Origin of the sequence: Variovorax sp. OAS795 (genome assembly GCF_040546685.1) — a bacterium.
GTDB lineage: Bacteria > Pseudomonadota > Gammaproteobacteria > Burkholderiales > Burkholderiaceae_C > Variovorax.
This window is the reverse complement of record NZ_JBEPOH010000002.1, coordinates 429,302-450,864: the sequence shown is the minus strand read 5'-3', so window position 1 is coordinate 450,864 and position 21,563 is coordinate 429,302. Positions and strand designations below refer to the sequence as shown.

The 21,563-nt window shown below is 65.0% G+C and carries 20 protein-coding genes; 9 read left to right on the top strand and 11 right to left on the bottom strand.

The genetic code is table 11. From position 1 onward, the window contains the following. The first annotated feature begins 25 nt into the window (after positions 1-25). Genes ABID97_RS27655 through ABID97_RS27645 form a run of 3 tightly spaced genes read left to right on the top strand, consistent with a single transcriptional unit; the run spans position 26 to position 2,939 of the window. Entirely contained in the window at positions 26-1,255 is a 1,230-nt protein-coding gene (locus ABID97_RS27655; RefSeq protein WP_354402535.1) for a pyridoxal phosphate-dependent aminotransferase, read from the top strand. Then, positions 1,252-2,238, top strand: coding sequence for a Bug family tripartite tricarboxylate transporter substrate binding protein (locus ABID97_RS27650; protein WP_354402534.1), 987 nt, complete (start codon positions 1,252-1,254; stop codon positions 2,236-2,238). The genes ABID97_RS27655 and ABID97_RS27650 overlap by 4 nt, the downstream gene beginning before the upstream one ends. Before the next feature lie 14 nt (positions 2,239-2,252). Beyond that, positions 2,253-2,939, top strand: coding sequence for an RraA family protein (locus tag ABID97_RS27645; protein ID WP_354402533.1), 687 nt, complete (start codon positions 2,253-2,255; stop codon positions 2,937-2,939). 23 nt (positions 2,940-2,962) lie between these two features. Here ABID97_RS27645 and ABID97_RS27640 read toward each other — a convergent pair whose 3' ends face one another. The 11 genes from ABID97_RS27640 to pruA form a co-directional block, all read right to left on the bottom strand. Further along, positions 2,963-3,427, bottom strand: a complete 465-nt coding sequence (locus tag ABID97_RS27640) for a VOC family protein (protein WP_354402532.1) — start codon at positions 3,425-3,427, stop codon at positions 2,963-2,965. A 10-nt stretch (positions 3,428-3,437) separates the two neighbouring features. Next, the gene (locus tag ABID97_RS27635) at positions 3,438-4,256 is read right to left on the bottom strand and encodes an NAD(P)H-dependent oxidoreductase (RefSeq protein WP_354402531.1); all 819 of its coding nucleotides are present in this window, start codon (positions 4,254-4,256) and stop codon (positions 3,438-3,440) included. A 113-nt stretch (positions 4,257-4,369) separates the two neighbouring features. Next, the gene (locus ABID97_RS27630; RefSeq protein WP_354402530.1) at positions 4,370-5,131 is read right to left on the bottom strand and encodes an AraC family transcriptional regulator; all 762 of its coding nucleotides are present in this window, start codon (positions 5,129-5,131) and stop codon (positions 4,370-4,372) included. A gap of 77 nt (positions 5,132-5,208) precedes the next feature. Then, positions 5,209-6,108, bottom strand: a complete 900-nt coding sequence (locus ABID97_RS27625; protein WP_354402529.1) for an NAD(P)-binding domain-containing protein — start codon at positions 6,106-6,108, stop codon at positions 5,209-5,211. A gap of 35 nt (positions 6,109-6,143) precedes the next feature. Further along, the gene (locus ABID97_RS27620; RefSeq protein ID WP_354402528.1) at positions 6,144-6,956 is read right to left on the bottom strand and encodes a crotonase/enoyl-CoA hydratase family protein; all 813 of its coding nucleotides are present in this window, start codon (positions 6,954-6,956) and stop codon (positions 6,144-6,146) included. Between the two features lie 10 nt (positions 6,957-6,966). Next, complete coding sequence (locus ABID97_RS27615; RefSeq protein ID WP_354402527.1) at positions 6,967-8,448, bottom strand: class I adenylate-forming enzyme family protein; 1,482 nt, start codon at positions 8,446-8,448, stop codon at positions 6,967-6,969. Beyond that, positions 8,445-9,587 carry an acyl-CoA dehydrogenase family protein gene (locus ABID97_RS27610; RefSeq protein WP_354402526.1) on the bottom strand — a complete coding sequence of 381 codons (1,143 nt, stop codon included), beginning with the start codon at positions 9,585-9,587 and terminating at the stop codon, positions 8,445-8,447. The genes ABID97_RS27615 and ABID97_RS27610 overlap by 4 nt, the downstream gene beginning before the upstream one ends. Continuing rightward, positions 9,584-10,480 carry an amidohydrolase family protein gene (locus tag ABID97_RS27605; protein WP_354402525.1) on the bottom strand — a complete coding sequence of 299 codons (897 nt, stop codon included), beginning with the start codon at positions 10,478-10,480 and terminating at the stop codon, positions 9,584-9,586. Before ABID97_RS27605 ends, ABID97_RS27610 begins: the two co-directional genes overlap by 4 nt. A gap of 36 nt (positions 10,481-10,516) precedes the next feature. Continuing rightward, positions 10,517-11,680 (bottom strand): NAD(P)/FAD-dependent oxidoreductase, encoded by a 1,164-nt coding sequence (locus tag ABID97_RS27600; protein WP_354402524.1) that lies wholly within the window; start codon positions 11,678-11,680, stop codon positions 10,517-10,519. 10 nt (positions 11,681-11,690) lie between these two features. Beyond that, a complete protein-coding gene (locus ABID97_RS27595; protein ID WP_354402523.1) occupies positions 11,691-12,893 on the bottom strand; it encodes a pyridoxal phosphate-dependent aminotransferase in 1,203 nt (400 codons plus the stop codon). A 32-nt stretch (positions 12,894-12,925) separates the two neighbouring features. After that, positions 12,926-14,476 (bottom strand): L-glutamate gamma-semialdehyde dehydrogenase, encoded by a 1,551-nt coding sequence (gene pruA, locus ABID97_RS27590; protein ID WP_354402522.1) that lies wholly within the window; start codon positions 14,474-14,476, stop codon positions 12,926-12,928. 449 nt (positions 14,477-14,925) lie between these two features. Here pruA and ABID97_RS27585 point away from each other — a divergent pair, with 449 nt between their 5' ends. The 6 genes from ABID97_RS27585 to ABID97_RS27560 all read left to right on the top strand — a co-directional run bounded on the left by ABID97_RS27585 (position 14,926) and on the right by ABID97_RS27560 (position 21,559). Continuing rightward, positions 14,926-16,029, top strand: coding sequence for a branched-chain amino acid ABC transporter substrate-binding protein (locus ABID97_RS27585; RefSeq protein ID WP_354402521.1), 1,104 nt, complete (start codon positions 14,926-14,928; stop codon positions 16,027-16,029). 31 nt (positions 16,030-16,060) lie between these two features. Continuing rightward, positions 16,061-16,975 (top strand): branched-chain amino acid ABC transporter permease, encoded by a 915-nt coding sequence (locus tag ABID97_RS27580; RefSeq protein WP_354402520.1) that lies wholly within the window; start codon positions 16,061-16,063, stop codon positions 16,973-16,975. Further along, positions 16,975-18,294, top strand: a complete 1,320-nt coding sequence (livM, locus tag ABID97_RS27575; protein ID WP_354402519.1) for a high-affinity branched-chain amino acid ABC transporter permease LivM — start codon at positions 16,975-16,977, stop codon at positions 18,292-18,294. The genes ABID97_RS27580 and livM overlap by 1 nt, the downstream gene beginning before the upstream one ends. After that, positions 18,291-19,154, top strand: a complete 864-nt coding sequence (locus ABID97_RS27570; RefSeq protein WP_354402518.1) for an ABC transporter ATP-binding protein — start codon at positions 18,291-18,293, stop codon at positions 19,152-19,154. The genes livM and ABID97_RS27570 overlap by 4 nt, the downstream gene beginning before the upstream one ends. Further along, a complete protein-coding gene (locus ABID97_RS27565) occupies positions 19,154-19,876 on the top strand; it encodes an ABC transporter ATP-binding protein (RefSeq protein WP_354403075.1) in 723 nt (240 codons plus the stop codon). The genes ABID97_RS27570 and ABID97_RS27565 overlap by 1 nt, the downstream gene beginning before the upstream one ends. 294 nt (positions 19,877-20,170) lie before the next feature. After that, positions 20,171-21,559 (top strand): ISNCY family transposase, encoded by a 1,389-nt coding sequence (locus tag ABID97_RS27560; RefSeq protein WP_503012818.1) that lies wholly within the window; start codon positions 20,171-20,173, stop codon positions 21,557-21,559. Positions 21,560-21,563 lie beyond the last annotated feature (4 nt).

The window sequence follows — 21,563 nt, the reverse complement described above, 5'->3', positions numbered from 1 at the left end:
GCAAGCAGACTTCGATACTGCGTGCATGCTTCACATTGCACCACGCCTGAACCGAATCAAACCGTCCCCCAGTTCCATGGCGGGCCAGAGGGCGCGCGAGCTGCGCGCGACTGGCCGGGACATCCTCAGCCTGACCGCCGGCGAGCCCGACTTCGAGACGCCCGCACACGTCAAGGAAGCGGCCATCCGCGCCATGTCGGCGGGCCAGACCCGCTACACGGACGTGGGCGGCACGCCGGCGCTGAAGGCGGCCATCGCCGGCAAGTTCCTGGGCGAGAACCAGCTGGCCTATGCATCGAACGAAATCATCGTCGGCACCGGGGCCAAGCAGGTGATCTTCAACGCGCTCATGTGCACGGTCGCGGCGGGCGACGAGGTGATCGTGCCCGCGCCGTACTGGGTGTCCTACCCCGACATCGCGTTGCTCGCCGGCGGCGTTCCGGTCTGCGTCGACTGCCCGGCGGCCATGGGCTTCAAGCTCCAGCCCGAGGACCTGGAACGCGCCATCACTGGCAGGACGCGCTGGCTGATGCTGAATTCACCGAACAACCCGAGCGGTGCAACCTATACGCGGGCTGAGTTGCAGGCGCTGGCCGAGGTGCTGCGCCGCCATCCGCATGTCTGGATACTCACCGATGACATCTACGAGCACCTCATCTATGGCGACGCCGGTTTCGCCACCATGGCGCAGGTGGCTCCCGACCTCAAGGACCGCACGCTGACGGTGAACGGCGTTTCCAAGGCCTACGCCATGACGGGTTGGCGCATCGGCTACGGCGCGGGGCCGTCGGCGCTCATCAAGGCGATGGTCAAGCTTCAGTCGCAGAGCACCTCGGGGCCGAACTCCATCGCCCAGGCGGCGGCCGTCGCGGCGCTCACGGGTCCGCAAGATTCCATTGCCACGAACCGGCGCGAGTACGCGCAACGGCGCGACACGATGGTTGCGGCGCTCAACGCCATCGAAGGCATCCATTGCGCCGTGCCTGATGGCGCGTTCTACGCGTTCGCTTCGTGCAGCGCGCTGTTCGGTCTTCGCACGCAGCAGGGCGTTGCGATCGAGACCTCCGACGACTGGGTGATGCACCTGCTCGACGCCCAGAACCTGGCCGCGCTGCAGGGCAGCGCCTACGGTGTGCCGACGCATTTTCGCCTCTCGTTTGCCGCCGGCACCGACGAACTGCTGGAGGGTTGCCGCCGCATTGCGCGGGCGCGCGACGAACTCACGGGCCAAGCCATCAACCAGGAACAACTATGAAACTCCGATCCTTTCTGAAGCTGCTGCCGGCCCTTGCCGTGGGCTCCGTCTCCCTTGGCGTTGCCCGGGCGCAGGGTCCGGATGCCTTTCCATCGAAACCCGTGAAGATCCTCGTCGGCTTCTCGCCCGGCGGCTCCAACGACGTCGTCGCACGCCTGATCGCGCCGAAACTGGCGGAAGGCCTCGGCCAGCAGGTGCTGATCGAAAACCGCCCCGGCGCCGGCGGCAACATCGCTGCGTCGGCCATGCTCGGCGCGCCTGCGGACGGGCACACGTTGCTGATGTGCACCACCGGAACCCTGTCGATCCAGCCGCATGTCCTGAAGAGCATGCCGTTCGATTCCGAGAAGGACATCGTGCCGGTCACGCAGGTCATCTACGCACCCTACATGCTGATGGTCAATGCGGCCCTTCCGGTGAAAAGCGTCAAGGAACTGGTCGCCTACGCCAAACAGAAGCCGGGCGAGATCAACTTCGCCTCATCGGGCACGGCCACGGGTGGGCATCTTGCGGGCGAGATGCTGAAGAGCCGTGCGGGCATCGATATCGTTCACGTGGCCTACAAGGGCACGGGCCAGGCCATGACCGACCTCATTGCGGGCCAGGTCTCGATGATCTTCGACCAGCCCGTGAGCTCGATGCAGTACGCACGCGCCGGCAAGCTGCGTGCGCTGGCGGTGGCCAGCCCACGCCGGCTGGCCGCCTTCCCCGACATTCCGACCGTGACGGAGGCCGGCGTGCCTGACTTCGAGCCCGTGACCTGGGCGGGAATCTGCGCGGCGAAGAATACGCCGCCGGCCGTGGTCGAGCGCATCCAGCGCGAAGTTGCCAAGGTGCTCGCGCTGCCCGAGATCGCCAAGCGGCTTGCCGCTGACGGCCTGGAGCCCGTGGGAAGCACCCCCGAGCAGTTCCGCGCCTTCCTGGTTGCGGACAAACGCAAGTGGGGCCGCGTGGTGAAAGACGCCGACGTCAAGGCCGAATAGGAAAGAGACAGACGATGAACCAGCTACCCGACATCATTCGCGACTTCGAGCGCGTCTCTCCCGATCTGGTCCGGCAGGCCTCGGCCTTCCAGCCGGCCATCCTTGCCGACGTCGCGGGCCGCCGCGGTGCGTTGCACGGCCGCATCCAGGCCCTGCGCCATCGGATGAAGCTGGCCGGCAGCGCGCTCACGGTCGAAGTGCGGCCGGGCGACAACCTGATGATCCACGCGGCCATTGCACTGGCCAAGCCTGGTGACGTGCTGGTGATCGATGGCAAGGGGGACAGGAGCGCCGCGCTGATGGGCACGATCATGATGAATGCCTGCCGCCAGGTCGGCATCGCCGGCGTCGTGATCGATGGCGCGGTGCGCGACAGCGCCGAGATCGACGAGATGGACTTTCCCGTCTTTTCGGTCGGCACCAATCCCAACGGTCCGACGAAGCTGGCCTCGGGGCGGATCGGGCATCCGGTCTCGGCGGGCGGTGTGACGGTTCGTCCCGGCGATCTCGTTGTCGCTGACGCCGATGGCGTAGTGATCGTCGAGCGGGAGAGAGTGGAGGTGCTTCTTCAGGCCGCAGTGCAGAAGGTCGCCGACGAAGCCGCGCGCATCGAGGCCATCAAGAAAGGCAACACGGCGGCCAAATGGCTGGACGCCGCACTGCGCAATGCCGGTGTACTCAAAGAGAACGAGAGACTCTAGGGCCCCCACGACTGCCGAGGCGATCAAACGCGCTTGTTGGCGCGTATCTCCAGGGTGACACCGGCTCCTTGCTCGCGGGTAGCGAAGTAGGTGAATCCGCTGCGGTCCTCCATGCGGCCCCGCATCCACGGATCCAGGCCCAGCTTCTTCACGTTTGCTTCTGCGGCATCGAGGTCCGGGACGGTGAAGCCCAGGTGGAACACCCCTTCACCGTGCGTCTCCAGGAAGATGCGCTGTGGGCTGCCACCTTCGCCGGGCTGGCACAGCTGGATCTGGACGTTGTCGAGATTGCAAAACCTATAGCGCAGCTGCATGAAGGCGTCCACGTCCGGTACGTCGAGCTCGTTCCGGAAGATCTCGAGCGACGGGAATTCGCTCCAGGGGCCGACTCCGAGCGATTCATGGCAGGCCACGGCTGCGTCGAGATCCTTCACGACGACGCAAACATGGTGCAGGACGCGGAACGGGCTCTCTTTGGCGACAGACACGGTGTACTCCTCAAGTGCGCAAGGGCGCGTTGACTGCTGCAGTGCGCCTTGCGAAGTCCTCGGCAGACTGCTCGAACGTCTGGTCGGCGCGCGGGTTCCACTGCACGCCGGAGCGAGCAGGGACGCCTGGTTTGAGGCGCTGGGTTTCGTCGTAGTCGCTCCAGGGATGGAAGAAAAGGGGTTCGGTGCGTTCCAGATCGTTCAGCCTTTCACGGTAGGCGGCGAGGTAGGCTTGGCGTTCCTCATCCGATACACGGGCAGGCATCCATGCGGCGAAGGGCGGCAGGACCGTGAAGCCGGTGTACGCCAGCGTCCCGTTGTGGATGGGCCAGAGCACATGGTGCAGGTCACCGTCGATGCCGTTGGGCTCGTACAGCGTCGATGCGGTGCCAGTGGTGATGCACAGCATGGCCCGCTTGCCCTTGAAATGCCCCGACTCGTACTTGCGGCCCGCTGAGTAGGCAAAACCGCGGCTGAATACGCGATCCACCCAACCCTTGAGCATGGCCGGCATCGAGAACCACCAGACGGGAAAGTGAAAGAGCACGAGGTCGGCCGCAGCAACCTTCGCCTGTTCGGCCTTTACTTCCGCGTGCTGGCTGTCGGTCGCAAACGCGTGCTCCTGCTCGCGAGAGAGATCCAGGTAGTCCGGGTTCTTGCGTTCGCCCATGAAGTCGTCCGGCCCCAGCGCGGGGTTCCAGCCCATCCTGTACAGGTCGCTCACCGCCACCTCGTGGCCCTGCCGCTGCAGGGTCTCGATCGCAACGTCTTTCAAGGCGCCGCTGAAGGAGGCCGCCTCGGGGTGGGCAAAGACGATCAGGATGTTCATGGGTTCGATCTTTCGGAAGGCATGCGAGCAAATTTTGTGATGTTGCGGCGTGCAGGGATAGATGGCTTCATCGTGTGTTCTTGCGGAATCCTGCATGGATCGCTTCGATGCGATTACCCGCGCAATTCTTTGGAATTCACCCGATGCGAGAGCGAGAGGCGGAACTGGGCGGGCGTCATCAGCGTCGCCACGCGGAACTGCCGAGTGAAAGCGCTGTGGTCCGAATAGCCGCACGCACCGGAGATATCGGTGATCGACAGACTGGTTTCATCGAGCAGCTGGCACGCCTTGTCGATGCGCTTTTTCATCAGCAGTTGCTTTGGAGTGATGTGGAAGACCTCGAACACCAGGCGGCCCAATGTGTCGATCGACACGGAGGCATGTTCCGCGGCATCGGCGATCCTCACCGGCTGGTCGAGCCGCTGGTCGATGTAGTCCAGGAACTTGGCCAGGCGGTGGTAACTGCGATGCCGTTCGTTGGGGCGGGGAAGATCGCGCGACAGGCCCGCGAGACCGGCCACCCGCGTCGCACCGTCGAGCAGTGGAAACTTCGAACTCAGACACCAGTAGCGCTCCCCTTTGTACGTCCGGTAGAGCCGCAGCAGCTCGCGGATCGGGTGCCCCGTACGAATCACATCGATGTCCTGGGCCAGGGTGCTGGAGCCGGTCACGGGGAATAGCTGATCCGCTGTCTTGCCGATGACGTCCGACACCCCGCCAAGGCCGCTGCGTTCAATCAACGTCTTGTTGACCCATAGATAGCGTCCCTCGGTATCCTTGATATAGAAGAGGACATTGGGGAGTCCGTCGAAGAGCTCTTCCACGAGCCCGGGGGTTCGCGCCAGCCAATCCAATGTTTGGGGTTCGATCCGCATCTTGCCGTTGTCCTTCTAGTGATCTACGGCAAGGTCCCTGTGCCTGAGTGCCTGCCCGCGTGCCATTGGTATGGTAGCTAGGCGCGTGCGGGCTGCCGCAGCAGCCACTCGAGCGCCTCGTCGATGGTCGGCTCGGCTTGTACAGGACCTTGGTGCTCCAGCCCCTGGATCGTTTGGGCGAATCGCTGCTGAACGCCAGGGAGTACGACCGACGGCTGTCCGTGCCTGGCCAGTTCGGCGGCTGCGTCCTGGACCTCGTGCGCTCGGCGGCGTGCATGGATGACGTGCGTGCGCACGAGCATGTCGATGAAAGTGCGCAAGGGTGTCTCGTCGATGTCGCGCAATTGCGCGTAAAGCTTTTCGCGGACGCCTTGAGCCTCGGCAGCCATCAGCAGCTCGACACTCAGCGCCTCCATGCCCTTGGTGAAGACGCTGCGCAGGATCTTCAACGCGATGGCGTCGCCGGCGGAACCGCCGTCGATCACGCGGACTTTGCCATTCGCCCTGGCCAGCAGTTCGGCAAACTCCGTCGCTCCCTCCCCAGACGCCAGAAGCGGCGTCTTCTCCAGGCTCAGCGAGATGGCGCCCATGATCGCCACGTCGAGGTAGCGGAACGATCGGCCCTGCGCCTGTCGGGCCGCCGTACGCTTCGCGTCGGGGCTGGCCGTGGTCATGTCGCAGATCGTCGTCCCAGGGCGTCCGTGGGCGAGGCACTGCTCGACGACCCCCAGTGCATGTGCCCCCGTCACGCAAGAAAGCACCCAATCGCAGTCCGCCAGCCAGTCGCCGACGGATGTCTGCACCGGCAGGTCCCATGCGGTGCCCAGCGCAATGGCTGCAGGGGCTGGCCGGGCATCGCACAAGTTCAGTTCGTAGCCGCCAGCGTGAAGCGCCTTGGCGTAGCAGCGACCCACTTCACCGAGTCCGATGATTGCAATCTTCATGTTTTTTCTCCAATCGGCGATTCGGTTCGCCATGAGTCCCAGTTCCAATCGCGCTCGAGGTACGCTTGTTACTCATCGGCGTTTCCTCGGCGCGCTGCGCTCCTGGCCTTGCGCCGCGCTTCGAAGGCCTCGACCGCCGCGCGATGCTCGGGCGTCTTGTGCAAGATGCTCTGGTAGGCCGCCGACATCGCCAGCAAGGTCTCCAGGCCTTGATTGGGCGACTCGCGCAGCAGCTTCTTCGTGAAGCGCAACGCCGGACCGGATCGCGCCGCGATGCGCTCTGCCAGCAAGCGGGTTTCATGCAGCAGTGCATCGGCCGACACCACTCGGCTGACCAGCCCGGCATCCAGTGCCTGTTGGGCCGTCAGCGCGTCCCCCGTGAAGCTCATCTCGGCCGCCTTGGAAGCACCGACGATGCGCGGCAGCAGCCACGCGCCGCCATCGCCCGGGACAATGCCGAAATGGATGAAGCTTTCGGCGAATGTCGCTGCGTCTGCGGCGATGCGGATGTCGCACATGCAGGCCAGGTCGCAGCCGGCACCGAGCGCGGGGCCGTTGACCGCGGCGATCGTCGGCACTTCCAGTCCGATGATGATTGGCGGCAGGCGCTGAATGCCTCCGGCGTAGTCGGCGATGATCGCCTCGCAAGGCATGGCGGGGTCCATGCAGCGGTGCATCGTGCTGATGTTCCCGCCGGACGAGAAGGCCGGTCCCGCGCCGGTGATGATCACCACCTTGTCGGCAGGGTTGGCATTGATCTCGGCGCAGGCGGCGGCAAATTCATCGACGGCGCTGTTGTCGGTGATGGCGTTGCGGGTGGCCGGCTCCGACATCGTCAAGGTGACGATGCCGCCGGCGCGTTCGATGGTCAGGAAAGACATCGCGGCTTCCTTACAGCTTGGCAACTTCGAGGCGCGGCTGCTCGTTCAGCAGGCGCCGTTGGATCTTTCCGATCCCAGGGTCGCGCGGCAACTGTGCGATGCGGATCAACTGGCCAGGATGCATGTACTTGGGCAGGTCGGCCAGTGCCGACCGCACCTCGGCATGGCTCACATCGACGGCGGTGGTATAGAGCACGACATCGTGCCCCTTGGCGGGCGAGTCGACTCGCCACAGCGCGAACTCGCCCAGCGACTTCGCCAGCTTGAGGCGGCTTTCGACGAAGTCGATCGGCACATATTCACCGTTGATGCGGATCGACTCGCTGATGCGGTCCACGAAGACCAGCCGGCCGTACTCGTCGAGGCGGCCGCGGTCGCCCGTGTGGAACCAGCCATCGGCATCGGCCTGGGGTTCGATGCGGCCACCCTTCGCGTACCCGGAGAACAGTGAGAGCGGGTGCTTGCCGCGCACCCAGATCTCGCCGTCTTCCGCGATCCTGTGCTCGAAGTCATGGCGCGCACGGCCAGCGAGATGGGAGGCGCCTTCGACAGGCATGTCGTCATCGTCGGGGCGCAGGAGCCAGGTGTGGCACAGGCCACCGGCCTCGGTGGAGCCGTAGGCACCCACGCCGATCGGCACCTTGAACTGGCGCAGGAAGGCCTGGTCGCACAGGAAGCCGATGCGCACCCGATGGCCCTCTGCTTCCTCGGTGGTGGTCTTGGCCTTGAGCAGGTTGGCTGGCGGCGCGTGGAGCACGAGCGCGGTCACGCCATGGGCCTTGACATCTCGCCAGAAATCCGCCGCCGAGAACTTCTCTGTCGAGAGCAGTGCGGAATGCGCCGTGAGGGCACCCAGGACACCGTACCCCATGGGGTTGATGTGGAACAGGGGCAGTGGGGCGCAAACGGTGTCCTGTGGCGACAGCGCAAAGGTGTCGGCAAAGAACCGGCCCAGCCGCAGGAAATAGCCGTGGCTCAGTGCGCAGAACTTCGGGCGGCCCGTGGTGCCCGACGTGTGGATGTAGGCCGAGATCTCGTCGGCATCGCAATCCAGCCCCGACCCGGACGCGGCCCCTTGCCGGCCATCGGTGCGCAGGACCTGGATGGTGCCGTCCCACGCGGACTGCATGTCCACCTGGGTTTCGTCGCGCTCCGAAAGCGAGCCAGGATCGCGGCCGACCCACAGGAGCCCGCGGGGCGCGAGGTCGTCGAGCATGGCCCCGAGCAGTTCATCGGGGTAGGCGGGGTTGATCAGCGCCGCCTGCAGGCCGGCAAACTGGGTCGCCATCCACGTGACCAGATAGGCGCCGCTGTTGTGGCCGATGACGGCAACGACGTCGCCACGCACGAGGCCGGCCTCGGCCAGGCGTTCTGCAACGGCGCGGGAGCGCTCGACGACGCGCTCCAGGCGGTCCTGCTGGCGGAAGGTGCCGAACGCGGTGTGCGGAGCGGCGGCGGCAGCCGAGACGATGAGTCGAGCGACGTTGTTCACTTCAATCCTTTGAGTTTTTCATCCTTGAGGATCTGGTGCGCGATGTAGTTGCGCAGGATCTCGATCGAGCCGCCGGCGATGCGCAGCGTCTTCACCTCGTAGAGCAACTGGCCCCAGGGCTTGTCGCGGTACAGGCCGTGGCCGCCCGTGAGTGCGAAGCAGTCGTTGGTGGTCTTCTCGGCCGCCTCGACGGCCAGCTTCTTCGCCAGGCTGGTGGCCATGGAGAACTCCTGCCCCTGCCTGACGAGATTGGCCGCGTGGTCCCGGGCGAGCGACGCGCCGTAGAGCGCGCTGTAGCAGTCGGCCAGGGTCCACTGGATGCCCTGGAAGTCGGTGACCTTGTTGGGGCCGACGTCGCGTTGCCTGGCGTAGTCGGTGGCTTCGGCCAGTGCGCGCGTTGCGAAGCCGATCAGTTCGGAGGCGTTGCCCAGGCGGCTGACGTTGAAGGTCGACAGGAAGGTCTTCATGCCCTCGCCAGGCGCGCCCAGCAGTGCCGCATCGGGTACCCGAACGTTCTCGAAGACCATGTCGGCCGTGGGCAGGAAGCGGTAGCCCAGCGGATCGGTGTGGCGCCGGGTGAGGCCGGCAAGATCCGTGTCGACGAGGAAGGAGGTCAGGCCCTCGTCGGTCATTGCGTAGACCAGCGTGACGTGGCTTTCGGCGCCCAGGTTGATGTGAATCTTCTTGCCGTTGATCACCCAGTCGCCGCCTTTGCGCACGGCGGTGGTCTTGAGCTTTTTCAGCGACGAGCCCGCGCCGGGCTCGGAGATCGATTCCGAGAACACCAGCGTGCCGGCCACCATGCCGGGCAGGTATTTCTGCTTCTGCTCCGGCGTGCCCCAATCGTTCATCCACCGCATGCCCTGGATCTGCACCTGGCTGGACACCAGGCCGTAGCGGCACATCGCCTCCGTGGTGAAGCAGTATTCGGGGGCATCGCCGCCCAGGCCGCCCCACTCGGTGGGGGTGATCACGCCCAGCAGGCCGAGCGCACCCATGCGGCGGTAAGTCTCGGCCGGGAAGCGGCCGATGCGCTCGCACTCGCCGAGCTCCTCGCGGCACTCGGCGACCAGTTCCTTCACAGAGGCAATGGCCTGGTCGGCCCACGCGGGATCCTTGAGTTGAAGAAGGATGTTCATGAAGGTCTCCTCGATGCGTCTTGCGAGATGGCAGGGAAGTCGAACAACCGGGCCGGGTTGTCCACCAGAATTTGCTGCAGCGGGGCCGGGTCCGCGTCGAACCAGCCGGCCAGCACGTTCAGCAGCTCTCCCGCATCGGGCATGAACGAGCACGCCACGTGCGGCCAGTCGCTGCCCCAGACAATGCGGTCGGGCGCCTCCTGCGCCAGCATGCGACCGCGCTCGGCCAGCCGCTCATTGGCGGCCTGGTCGGCCAGGCGATAGGTGCCGGAGAGCTTGACCCAGGTGTCGTGCCCGGCGATCAGGGCGCGCAGCGCTCGCACCGGTGCGGCGTCGAGCCCGACATCGGCACGCAGGCTGGCCATGTGGTCGATGACGAGCCTGCAGGGCAATGCCTTCAGCGCGGGCAGCAGTTCGGGCAGCAGATGGCCATCGAGCAGGATCTCGGCATGCCAGCCCAGGGTGTCGAGACGGGACGCCAGCTCGGTCATCGCCTTGAGGCCGCCGCCGCCGCCCAGCATGACGTTGAAGCGAACGCCGCGAATGCCTTGGTCGTGCAGCGTCTGCAGCGCTGCATCGGAAATCGATGGATCGACCACGGCGACGCCGCGCAGCCGCTGCGGCGCAAGCGCGATGGCGTCCACGACCGCCGTGTTGTCCGTGCCGAAGATGCTGGGCTGCACGACCACGCCGCGTTCCAGGCCCAGCGCGTCGAGCATGGCCAGGTGCCTGACGGATGGCGCCGGCGCCGGGATGTAGTTGGCGCCGGGGACCAGCTTCCAGCCGCTCTCGGGAATGATGTGGGTGTGTGCGTCGCACGCGCCGCGCGGCACCGCGAAGCGCGGCGCTTGGTAGGCCTTGGGGGGCGAAAGGCTCTGTGCTGCATCGAGCATGGGTGTGTCCTTGGTCTGCGGAGTTGGTGGCGCGGATCAATACACCGCGTCTTCGACGATCAGCTGACCTGTTTCGAGCCGGCGCGGCGACAGCGGCGACAGGTCCAGGCTCTGGTAGTTGCCGAGGGTCAGCAGCTCGGCCACGCCGCGTCCGATGCCGGCGCTGTGCATCAGTCCGTGCCCGCTGAAGCCCGCGGCGACGAAGAAGTTGTCGGGGCCGATCTGCCCGACCAGCCCGTTGTGGTCGACCGTGTTGAACTCGTAGTAGCCAGCCCAGGCGCGTTCGACCCGCAGTGCCTCGAACGCCGGTATGCGTTCGGCCAGAGTGGGCCAGATCGCATCCTCGAAGAGGGTGAAATCGGGGTCCAGCGGCAGGTCGTCGTGGTCGCTCTTCTCGTCGGGAACCACCGCGCACAGGAAGTGGTGCTGCTCGGGCCGTACGAAGATGCCCGAACTGTCGATCAGGATGGGAAAGTCGGCGAGCGGGGTCGGACACGAGACGACGAAGATGGTTCGACGGCGCGCACGCACCGGGATCTCCACGCCCACCGTGCGCGCGACGTTCGCGGACCAGGGCCCGCCCGCGTTGACGAACCGGTCGCCCTCGATCCGGCTGCCATCGGCCAGGATGGCGGCCACGATCCTCGGGCCGCGGGTTTCGAGTTGCACGACCTCGCCGCGCATGTACTGGGCATTTCGCGCACGCGCCCGGCTGCGATAGAGCTGCTGCAGCATGTAGCCGTCGAACCAGCCTTCGCCGGCCGCACCCACGGCGCCGTAGGCGAGATCGTCGCAGCGCATCCAGGGAAACCTCGCCCCCAGCTCCTCGGGCGTGAACTCGTGGATCGAGACGCCGAGTGCGCGGTTCCCCTCGGCGCGTTGGCGCAGTGATTCGGTTTGGTCTTCGCGGCCCAGGAACAGGTAGCCGCGTTCATTCAATCCCACCGCGCCGCCGGCCACGCCGGCCTCGTCGGTGCAGGAACGCATGAACTCCCAGCCGAACTGCGACAGCTGCACGTTCAGCGGCGTGGAGAACTGTTGGCGGATCGAACTGGCCGACAGGCTGGAGGAGGCCATCTGATAGGTCGGGTCGCGTTCGACGACCGTGACGCGATCGCCGGGAGCGCTTGCCGCCGAGAGGAAGCAGGCGATGGCCGACCCGATGCCGCCGCCGCCGATGATGATGGTGTGTTGGCTCATGGTGCTTGAATCAGCGCAGGGCTTCGACGGCGCGGGCGATGCGCCTGGCCGCCTCGCCAAGCTGCGCGATACCTGCCGCGTACGACACGCGGAAATACGGGGAATGAAGGAACCCGGTCCCGGACACCACGCCCACCTGCGCTTCATCGAGCAGGTAGGGAACGAATTCCCGGTCGCTCGAGAGCGTCTGGCCCGAAGGCGTTTGTCGTCCCATCAGCGCGCGACAGGATACGTAGGCGTAGAAGGCGCCGTCCGGCAGATCGACTTCCAGTCCCGGCACTTTCCGCAGCGCATCGACGATGAAATCGCGGCGTTCGCGGAAGGCGAAGCGGAAAGTGTCGATGCAGGATTGGTCGCCAGTCAGTGCTTCCACCGCGGCGAACTGGGCGATCGCGTTGGCGTTGTTGGTGCTCTGGCCCTGCACCAGGTTCATCGCCTTGATCAGTTCACGTGGCCCGGCCGCGTAGCCGATACGCCATCCGGTCATGCAGTAGACCTTGGACACCCCGTTGACCACCAGTGTGCGTGGCTGCAGCTCTGCCAGCACCTGCAGGATATTGGCGAAGGGCTCGCTGCCGTAGACCAGCTTCCCGTAGATGTCGTCCGTCAGTACCCAGACTTGCGGGTGGCGCCGCAGCACGTCGCCCAGCGCGCCAAGTTCAGCCCGCGAGTAGACGGCGCCCGTCGGGTTGGACGGCGAGTTCAACATGAGCCACTTGGTGCGCGGCGTGATGCTGGCTTCCAACTGTGCCGGCGTGAGCTTGAAGCCCGCCTCGCGCGGGCACTCGACGACGATGGGCGTACCGCCGGTGAGCTTGACGATCTCGGGGTAGGACACCCAGCACGGCGCCGGAACGACCACTTCGTCGCCCGGATTCAGCGTCGCGAGGAAGGCATTGAAGATCGCCTGCTTCGCGCCCGCCGTGACGCTGATGTCGTCGGGCCCATAGGCCAGGCCGTGATCGGCCTGCATCTTGGCGGCGACGGCCTCGCGCAGCGGCAGCACGCCGGCGGCCTCCGTGTAGCGGGTCTTGCCATCGCGCATGGCGCGCAGTGCCGCCTGCTGGATGTGCTCGGGCGTATCGAAGTCCGGTTCGCCCTGAGACAGAGAGATCACGTCCAGCCCCTGGCGGCGGAGGACGGCAGCTTTGGCCGCCATCTCCATGGTCTCGGCGGGAGCAATGGCGCTGAGCCGGCCGGCAATGAAACTCATGCTGCGTGTTCCTTGTTGTCCAGGTGTTGACGTCAGAGGCGCTCTGCGACCGACTTCATCTGCATGAACTGCAGCAGGTAGTCCGGGCCGCCCGTCTTGGTGTCGGTTCCGGTCAGGTTGAAGCCGCCGAAAGGCTGCACGCCGGCCAGCGCGCCTGTGCACTTGCGGTTGAAGTACAGGTTGCCGACATGGAAGTCGCGGCGCGCGATCTCGATGCGGCTGCGGTCGCGCGAGAACAGCGCACCGGTCAGTCCATACACGGTGTTGTTGACGACCGCCATACCCTCGGTGAAGTTCTTGACACGGATGGCTGCCACCACCGGACCGAACACCTCTTCCTGCGCCAGGCGTGCGCCGGGCGCCACGTCGCCGAAGACCGTGGGCTGGATGAAGAAGCCCTCGCCGTCGAGCCGCTGGCCGCCGACCAGCAGCTTGCCTTCGCTGTGGCCAATCTCCAGGTACTCGCGCACCTTGGCGTCCTGCGCGGCATTGCAGACCGGCCCGAGATCGGGGTTCTGGTCGGCTGGCGCGAGGCTGAGCTTCTTCGTGCGCTCCACGACACGCTCGAGCAGCGCGTCGTACACGCTATCGACGACGATCAACCGCGAGCAGGCAGAGCACTTCTGGCCCTGATAGCCATAGGCCCCCTGGATGACGCCCAGCGCGGCAGCGTCCAGGTCGGCGGTTTCATCCACGAGGATGGCGTCCTTGCCGCCCAGTTCGAGGAACACGCGCTTGAACCAGCGCTGACCGTCGACCACCTTGGCGGCGGCCTCATTGATGCGTTTGCCGGTCGCCAAGCTGCCGGTGAAGTTGATGAAACGGGTGCGCGGATGTTCGACCAGATAGGAGCCGACTTCGGCGCCGACGCCGGGCAGGTAGTTCACCACGCCGGGAGGGAGGCCCGCTTCCTCGAAGATGTCGAAGACTTTGGCGAGCGACACGACAGTGTCCTCCGCCGGTTTGCAGACCACGGTGTTGCCGACGACGATGGCGCCGACCGTCATCCCCGTCATCAGCGCCATCGGGAAATTCCAGGGCGAGATCGTGAGGCCGGCGCCGAGAGGGATGTAGAAGCTCTCGTTCTCTTCGCCGGCATAGGCGTTCAGATGGCCGAGGCCGCCTACGTGGCGCATGGCCTGGCGCGCGTAGTACTCGATGAAGTCGATCATCTCGGCGACTTCCGCGCTCGCCTCGACGTAGTTCTTGCCGATCTCATAGACCAGCCAGGCTTCGAGTTCCTGTTTGCGCCGCCGCATGATGGCGGCGGCCTTCAGCATGACGCGCGAGCGGTCTTCCTGTTTCCACCGCTTCCACGATTCGAATGCGGTCCAGGCAGCATCCAAAGCTGCCTCCGCATGCTCGCGCGTGGCCCGGGCGGATTTGCCGACCACCTCGCTTGGCGCAGAAGGATTCGTGGAGACCAGCAGTGCTTCGCTCATCACTTTCTTTCCGCCGATCACCATCGGATAGGTCTGCCCGAACTGGGCGCGCACGCTGCGCAAAGCCGTGGCCATCGCCTCCAGGGACGCGGGGGTGGTGTAGGTGTCGTAGGGTTCGTTGGCGTAAGGCAGCAGGTGCATCGGTGGCTCCGTGACGAGAGGGTTTGAGGACGTCGGATGCCCGTTCCTGGTGCCATCCGCGATGACAAAAGTGTCGTCATCCCGTGCTCTCGCGTCTCGCATCTTTGAAGGCGAAAACATGCGGTTTTTTGCACAGTCCGAGCTATGCCGGCTATGTGCACCAGTCCGCATCCCTGGCAGGCGGAAGACATGCGTCGCGAGCCTTTTTCAGTTCTCCGCCTGGTGATCGTTCATTGGTAAGTGCACCCAATATCGAACTGGTGCGCGCGGGAAAACCCCAATGCGAATGTGCGAATTCCCGCATGACTCGGGCTGTAAATCCGCCAGACGTGCGGAGGAATGAAATCCAGAATTTCGCCTAGTGATGAGGCCCCGGAATCACAGGTCCGAGGCCTCATCACCGATCCGATCCCCGCCGTCGCCACGGTATTCACCACCGGAGAAATTCCATGCACCCTTCTCAGCGCATAGCCGCCCCTCTTCTCGCCTTGGCCGCCTTGTTCGCGCCGGCGGTTGCCAGTGCCGACATCCTCGTCGGCGTAGCGGGTCCCATGTCAGGTCAGTACGCATCGGGCGGAGAGCAGATGCGCAATGGTGTCGAGGCGGCAGTCGCTGCCATCAACGCTGCCGGTGGGGTGCTCGGCCAGAAGCTGAAGGTCGAGGTCGGCGACGACGTCTGCGATCCCAAGCAGGCCGTGGCCGTTGCGAACGCGATGGTGAACAAGAAGGTCTCCGCCATCGTGGGCCACTACTGCTCGAGCTCGAGCATTCCGGCCTCCGAGGTCTACAGCGAAGCGCAGGTGCCGATGATCACCATCTCGACCAACGGGAAGGTGACCGATCGCGGACTGAAGAACGTGTTCCGCATCACCGGCCGCGATGATCAGGAAGGCGTGGTGGCGGCCGACTACATCGTCAGGAAGTTCGCTGGCAAGAAGATCGCCGTCATCGACGACAAGAGCGCCTTCGGCAAGGGCCAGGCCGACATCGTCGCCAAGTACCTGGCCGACCACAAGAACGCCCCGGTGCTGCGGGAGTCGATCACCGCCGGCGAGAAGGACTACACCGCGCTGGTCAGCAAGCTGAAGGCGGGCGGCGTCGACGCGATGTTCTACGGCGGCTACTACACCGAACTCGGCTTGATCCTTCGCCAGTCGTCGCAGGGCGGCCTGAAGCTTGCGGTGATGAGTGGCAACACCTCGACCAGTGCCGAGTTGGCCACGGCGGCCGGTTCGGCCATCGATGGCTTGCTGTTCACCTTCTATCCGGATCCGCGCAAGTACCCGGCCTCGGCGGAGATCGTCAAACGCTTCCGTGACAACAAGATCGAGCCCGATGGGTACGTGCTCTTCTGCTACGCGGCCGTCCAGGTCTACGCCCAGGCGCTGCAGAAGGCGGGCAGCCTGAGGTACGCCGACGTGCAAAAGGCGCTGGCCGGCGGCAGCTTCGACACGGTGCTTGGAAAGGTGGCGTTCGATGCGAAGGGGGACCCGAAGGATCCCGGCTTCGTCGTGTACCAATGGAAGGGCAACCAGTACGACCTGGCGCACTGACGCAAATTCACCTTTCGCGTACGGATCCACCATGTCGCAGTTCCTACAGCAGGCGATCAACGGGCTGACGCTCGGATCGCTGTACGGCCTCATCGCCATCGGCTACACGATGGTGTACGGCATCCTCGGGATGATCAACTTCGCGCATGGAGAGATCTACATGCTCGGCGCGTTCATCTCGCTCACGGCCTTCACGGTGCTCGCGGCCGCGGGCATGACTTCACTGCCGTTGGCGCTGCTCGTCGTGTTGCTGGTGGCTGTGTTGTTCACCGCCGGCTACGGTTGGGCGGTCGAACGCATGGCCTATCGGCCTTTGCGCGGCTCGACCAAGCTCGCGCCGCTGATCTCGGCAATCGGAGCGTCGATCTTCCTGCAGAACGGCGTTCAATTGCTCCAGGGCGCGCGGATCAAGCAGATACAGCCACTGCTGGAAGGCGGTTTCGAGTTCTTCGGAACGGGCGCCGATTCCGTGCGCCTGTCCCACGTGCAGCTGCTGATCATCGTCGTCACCGCCGTGCTCATGCTGGCATTCACCTGGATGATCACGCGAACCTCCTTCGGCCGCCGGCAGCGGGCCTGCGAACAGGACCAGGGCATGACGCGAATGCTTGGCATCAACGTCGACCGAACGATCTCGATGACCTTCATGATCGGCGCGGCGCTGGCGGGCGTCGCGGGGATGATGGTGACGCTGTACTACGGTGTGATCGACTTCTACATCGGCTTTCTCGCGGGGGTGAAGGCATTCACCGCCGCAGTGCTCGGAGGCATCGGGTCGCTGCCTGGCGCGATGCTCGGCGGCCTGCTGATCGGGCTGATCGAAGCGTTCTATGCGGGCTACTTCTCCGCCGAGTACAAGGATGTGGCCGTGTTCGGCATCCTCATCCTCGTGCTGGTTTTCCGACCCTCCGGCCTGCTGGGCCGTCCCGAAGTGGAGAAGGTGTGATGGCCGATCCAATGGCACAAGACAAGGGGCGCCATCCGCTGCGCTGGCTGGCGGACGCGGCGCTGGCCGCGCTGGTCGCGTTTCTGCTCGGCATCCCGTTCATCGGTCTGACGACGGTCGATGTGGGCGGGCGGCTTGCGGTGCAGACACGATGGAGTTGGCTTCTTGCCACTGCGGGGCTGGTCTTCCTCGGACGGCTGGCGGTACGTTGGCTGTTCGAGCGCCAACAGGTGGCGCGCGGCCGAAGCAACCGCCCGAGCGCCATGCATCGCTTGGGGAGGGCCAATGGCTCGAAGTTGGCTGGCGCCTTCGCGATCGGCGTGGCGGTGGTGCTTCCGTTCGCCTTCCACGACAACCGATACGTCGTCGACACGGCCACCACGGTCCTGATCTACGTCATGCTCGGTTGGGGGCTCAACGTGGTGGTGGGACTGGCCGGGCTGCTGGACCTGGGCTACGTTGCCTTCTATGCCGTCGGCGCCTACACCTATGCGCTGCTGGCCACCCAGTTCGGCCTTTCGTTCTGGTGGTGCCTGCCGATCGCCGGTCTTTTCGCGGCGGCCTTCGGGGTCCTGCTCGGCTATCCGACGCTTCGATTGCGCGGCGACTACCTTGCCATCGTGACGCTCGGATTCGGCGAAATCATCCGGCTGGTGTTGCTGAACTGGACCGATCTGACCCATGGACCGGATGGCATCGCGTCGATTCCGCGTCCCACGCTGTTCGGGCTGTCGTTCGCGCCGCCGGGGAATGCGGCAACGGTGGCGGGAACGCTCGGCATCGAGTTCGCGCCGTGGCACCGCATGGTCTTTCTCTATCTCGTGATCCTGGGCCTGGCGCTTCTCACCAACCTGCTTGTGCTGCGCTTGCGCCGCCTGCCGATCGGCCGGGCCTGGGAGGCCATGCGCGAAGACGAGATCGCGTGCAGGGCCTTGGGCATCAACGTGACCAACGTCAAGCTTTCGGCGTTTGCCCTGGGCGCCGCGCTCGGTGGCGTCGCCGGAGTCTTCTTCGCCGCGCGGCAGGGCTTCATTTCGCCGGAGAGCTTCACGTTCACCGAGAGCGCCATCATCCTCGCAATCGTCGTTCTGGGTGGATCCGGCAGCCAGTTCGGCGTGGTGCTGGCCGCATGCGTTCTGGTACTGCTGCCCGAACTCGGCCGCAACTTCAGCGAGTACCGGATGCTTCTCTTCGGTGCCGCCATGGTGGCGATCATGGTTTGGCGTCCTGGCGGCCTGCTTTCCATGCGGAGAGCGACCGTGAACTCCGCGCGCGAGGAGAGGGCCGCGGCACTTCGCGAAGTGGGGGTGCCTTCATGAATCCCTCGACACCCGCGCTCCTCGAGGTCAGCCACCTGACGATGCGCTTCGGCGGCGTGACCGCGATCGACGACCTTTCGATGTCTGTCCAAGCCCGCGAGATCACCTCGATCATCGGCCCGAACGGTGCTGGAAAGACAACGTTGTTCAATTGCCTGACCGGGTTCTATCGACCCACATCGGGCACGGTCACGATGCAGCACCCGCAACACGGGGCCCTGCGGCTCGAATGCCTGCCCAGCCATGAACTGGCACGCGAGGCGCAGATTCTGCGCACGTTCCAGAACATCCGCCTGTTCCCGAAGATGACGGTGCTGGAAAACCTGATCGTGGCGCAACACAACGCGCTGCAGCACGCGAGCATGTTTTCGCTCGCCGGGCTGCTGGGCTTGGCGCGCTATCGGAACGCAGAGGAAGGCGCCGTGCAGACCGCCTTGGCGCTGCTGCGGCGGTTTGGTCTCCTGGCCCAGGCGGACTCGCCTGCAGGGGGGCTGCCCTATGGGGTGCAGCGCCGCGTGGAGATCGCGCGCGCCATGGCCGCACGGCCACGCATCCTCTGTCTCGATGAGCCGGCCGCCGGCCTCAACCCCAGCGAATCCGCAGCGTTGAATGACCTTCTGCTGAGCTTGATCTCGGAGGAGGGCGTTGCCGTACTGCTGGTTGAGCATGACATGGCTGTCGTGATGAGAGTTTCCCAGCGGGTCGTCGTATTGAACTACGGTCGCAAGATCGCCGAGGGGACGCCCCTTGAGGTTCAAAACGATCCCCACGTCATTGCGGCCTATTTGGGTGCGCCGGATGAGCCTGATGAGGCGGACCACGAAGAGAGTACAGGCGTTTCCGAGGAGGCGGCGGCATGATGCTGGAACTCAAGAACGTGGATGCACACTACGGCCCGGTTCAGGCGTTGCGTGGTGTTGACCTGCGGGTTCGCGAAGGCGAGATCGTCACGCTCATCGGGGCCAACGGTGCCGGCAAATCGACGCTGATGACCGGCATCTTCGGGGCGCCCCGTATTTCGTCGGGGCAAATCCTGTTTCGCGGGCAGGACATCAGCCGCGTCCCGTCGCACAAGGTGTCTCAGCTGGGAATCGCCCTGTCGCCCGAGGGCCGCAGGATCTTTCCGCGGATGACGGTGATGGAGAACCTCCGGCTTGGCGCCACCTTTGTCGATCCGGCGCACTTTGGCTCGGACCTCGAACGGATCTTCGCGCTGTTTCCCGTCCTGGGTGAGCGTCACCAGCAGCGCGCCGGCACCTTGTCGGGAGGCGAGCAGCAGATGCTGGCGATTGGCAGGGCGCTTGTGAGCCGGCCGCGGCTGCTGATGCTTGACGAGCCTTCACTGGGGCTGGCACCGATCTATATCCGGAAGATTTTCCAGATCATTCGTGAAGTGAACCGCACCGACGGTATGACTGTTCTGCTGGTCGAGCAGAACGCACACCATGCGCTGCGGCTTGCAGACCATGCCTACGTTCTTCAGCATGGAGAAATCGCGCTGTCTGGCACGGGAGCCGAACTGCTCAAGAGTCCGGAGGTCAAGGCGGCTTACCTGGCGGGGACCCATGCCGAGTCCGTGTGATCCGGGCCGGCCGTACAAAAGGGGTTCCGCGGTCGGCGGTTCATGCCTCGCTGCGTGTGGTGTTCCGTGCCGTGCCATGCAAGCGTGTGCGGCCACATTGGATACGCCGCCGCCGCGAGCGTCTCCGCGGCGGGTTCCGGATCTCACATCTTATTTAACATAAGATACATTGTATTCCTTTGGTGTGTGGGAGCAAAGTTGTAATGTCGCATTCCAGCAAAGTTCAAATGTCGCAAAGTTGGCCGCCCCGAGCTCGAAGGCATGGCCATGGCGACATCTGCAGCGACGATCACGATGACGATGCGCGAAGCCGATCGGCTCAAGACGATTCAGGCGGTGGTCGACCGGATGCTGCGGGTCGGCCAGGCCGCGCAGCGCCTCGGCATGAGCCGAAGGCAGGTCGAGCGGCTGGTGGGTCGATATCTGGACGACGGGCCCTCCGGTCTGGTCTCACGCAAGCGCGGGCGACCCAGCAACAACCAGCTGGCTCCTGGCATTGCCGAGCGTGCCATCATGCTCATCCGCGAGCGCTATGCCGACTTCGGCCCGACGCTGGCCACCGAGAAGCTGCAGGAATGCCACGGGATTGCGCTCAGCAAGGAAACGGTTCGGGCGCTGATGGTCGCTACAGGCTTGTGGACGCCGCGCAGGCAGCGCGCCCCCAAGATCCACCAGCCGCGCAACCGTCGATCCTGCCGAGGCGAACTGATCCAGATCGACGGCAGCGACCATGCCTGGTTCGAGGATCGTGCGCCGGCGTGCACACTGCTGGTGTTCATCGACGACGCCACCAGCCAGCTGATGCAGCTGCACTTCGTGCCGACCGAGTCGGCCTTCGCGTACTTCGAAGCCACGCGAGGCTATATCGAGCAGCATGGCAAGCCCGTAGCGTTCTACAGCGACAAGGCGAGCATCTTCCGCTCAGTGCGCGACTCGACCGATTTCGGCCGCGGCACGACGCAGTTCGGACGCGTTCTCTTCGAGCTGAACATCGACATCATGTGTGCCAACACGAGCCAGGCCAAGGGCCGTGTAGAGCGTGCCAACCTCACATTGCAGGACCGCCTGGTGAAGGAACTGCGCCTGCGTGGGATCAACACGCGCGAAGCGGCCAATGCGTTCGCACCGCACTTCATTGCCGACTTCAACGCGCGTTTCGCCAAGGCGCCGCTGCGCGAGTTCGATGCCCACCGTCCTGTGCGCGATGATGAAGATCTGGATCTGCTGTTCACTTGGCGGCTGCAGCGCAAGGTGTCGCTGTCGCTCACGCTGCAGCACGACCGGGTGATCTACCTGCTCAAGGACACGCCAGCCAACCGCAAGCTGATCCATCGCTACATCGATGTCTTCGAGTACCCGGATGGCCGGATTGAGCTGCGAGCCGACGGTGCAAACCTGGTCTACGAGCGCTATGACCGATTGCCACAGGTCGACACCGCCGCCATCGTCGAGAACAAGCGCCTGAGCCACGCACTGCAGGCTGCGCTGGTGATCCAGGCGCAGCGTGACGACAGAAGAAAATCCAGTACGCCCTCGCGCACGAATCAGGGGCAGGCGCCCTACTCCACCAAGGCTTTGCCAGGGACCAAACGGTCCAGGCAGTTCACGTCACAGGACCTCGACGAAGCGGTCAGAGCGGTCTGCCGGGCACCCAAGAAAACAACCGTGTTGGCCTCCGGCTGAAAGG

What these genes read in the sequence shown, in the direction of transcription:
- ABID97_RS27610 (WP_354402526.1), bottom strand. Translation starts at nt 9,587, where the DNA reads ATGAACATCCTTCTTCAACTCAAGGATCCCGCGTGGGCCGACCAGGCC.
- ABID97_RS27580 (WP_354402520.1), top strand. Translation starts at nt 16,061, where the DNA reads ATGTCGCAGTTCCTACAGCAGGCGATCAACGGGCTGACGCTCGGATCG.
- ABID97_RS27565 (WP_354403075.1), top strand. Translation starts at nt 19,154, where the DNA reads ATGCTGGAACTCAAGAACGTGGATGCACACTACGGCCCGGTTCAGGCG.
- ABID97_RS27605 (WP_354402525.1), bottom strand. Translation starts at nt 10,480, where the DNA reads ATGCTCGATGCAGCACAGAGCCTTTCGCCCCCCAAGGCCTACCAAGCG.
- ABID97_RS27600 (WP_354402524.1), bottom strand. Translation starts at nt 11,680, where the DNA reads ATGAGCCAACACACCATCATCATCGGCGGCGGCGGCATCGGGTCGGCC.
- ABID97_RS27560 (WP_503012818.1), top strand. Translation starts at nt 20,171, where the DNA reads ATGACGATGCGCGAAGCCGATCGGCTCAAGACGATTCAGGCGGTGGTC.
- ABID97_RS27650 (WP_354402534.1), top strand. Translation starts at nt 1,252, where the DNA reads ATGAAACTCCGATCCTTTCTGAAGCTGCTGCCGGCCCTTGCCGTGGGC.
- livM (WP_354402519.1), top strand. Translation starts at nt 16,975, where the DNA reads ATGGCCGATCCAATGGCACAAGACAAGGGGCGCCATCCGCTGCGCTGG.
- ABID97_RS27655 (WP_354402535.1), top strand. Translation starts at nt 26, where the DNA reads ATGCTTCACATTGCACCACGCCTGAACCGAATCAAACCGTCCCCCAGT.
- pruA (WP_354402522.1), bottom strand. Translation starts at nt 14,476, where the DNA reads ATGCACCTGCTGCCTTACGCCAACGAACCCTACGACACCTACACCACC.
- ABID97_RS27645 (WP_354402533.1), top strand. Translation starts at nt 2,253, where the DNA reads ATGAACCAGCTACCCGACATCATTCGCGACTTCGAGCGCGTCTCTCCC.
- ABID97_RS27595 (WP_354402523.1), bottom strand. Translation starts at nt 12,893, where the DNA reads ATGAGTTTCATTGCCGGCCGGCTCAGCGCCATTGCTCCCGCCGAGACC.
- ABID97_RS27625 (WP_354402529.1), bottom strand. Translation starts at nt 6,108, where the DNA reads ATGGCGAACCGAATCGCCGATTGGAGAAAAAACATGAAGATTGCAATC.
- ABID97_RS27620 (WP_354402528.1), bottom strand. Translation starts at nt 6,956, where the DNA reads ATGTCTTTCCTGACCATCGAACGCGCCGGCGGCATCGTCACCTTGACG.
- ABID97_RS27570 (WP_354402518.1), top strand. Translation starts at nt 18,291, where the DNA reads ATGAATCCCTCGACACCCGCGCTCCTCGAGGTCAGCCACCTGACGATG.
- ABID97_RS27585 (WP_354402521.1), top strand. Translation starts at nt 14,926, where the DNA reads ATGCACCCTTCTCAGCGCATAGCCGCCCCTCTTCTCGCCTTGGCCGCC.
- ABID97_RS27630 (WP_354402530.1), bottom strand. Translation starts at nt 5,131, where the DNA reads ATGCGGATCGAACCCCAAACATTGGATTGGCTGGCGCGAACCCCCGGG.
- ABID97_RS27635 (WP_354402531.1), bottom strand. Translation starts at nt 4,256, where the DNA reads ATGAACATCCTGATCGTCTTTGCCCACCCCGAGGCGGCCTCCTTCAGC.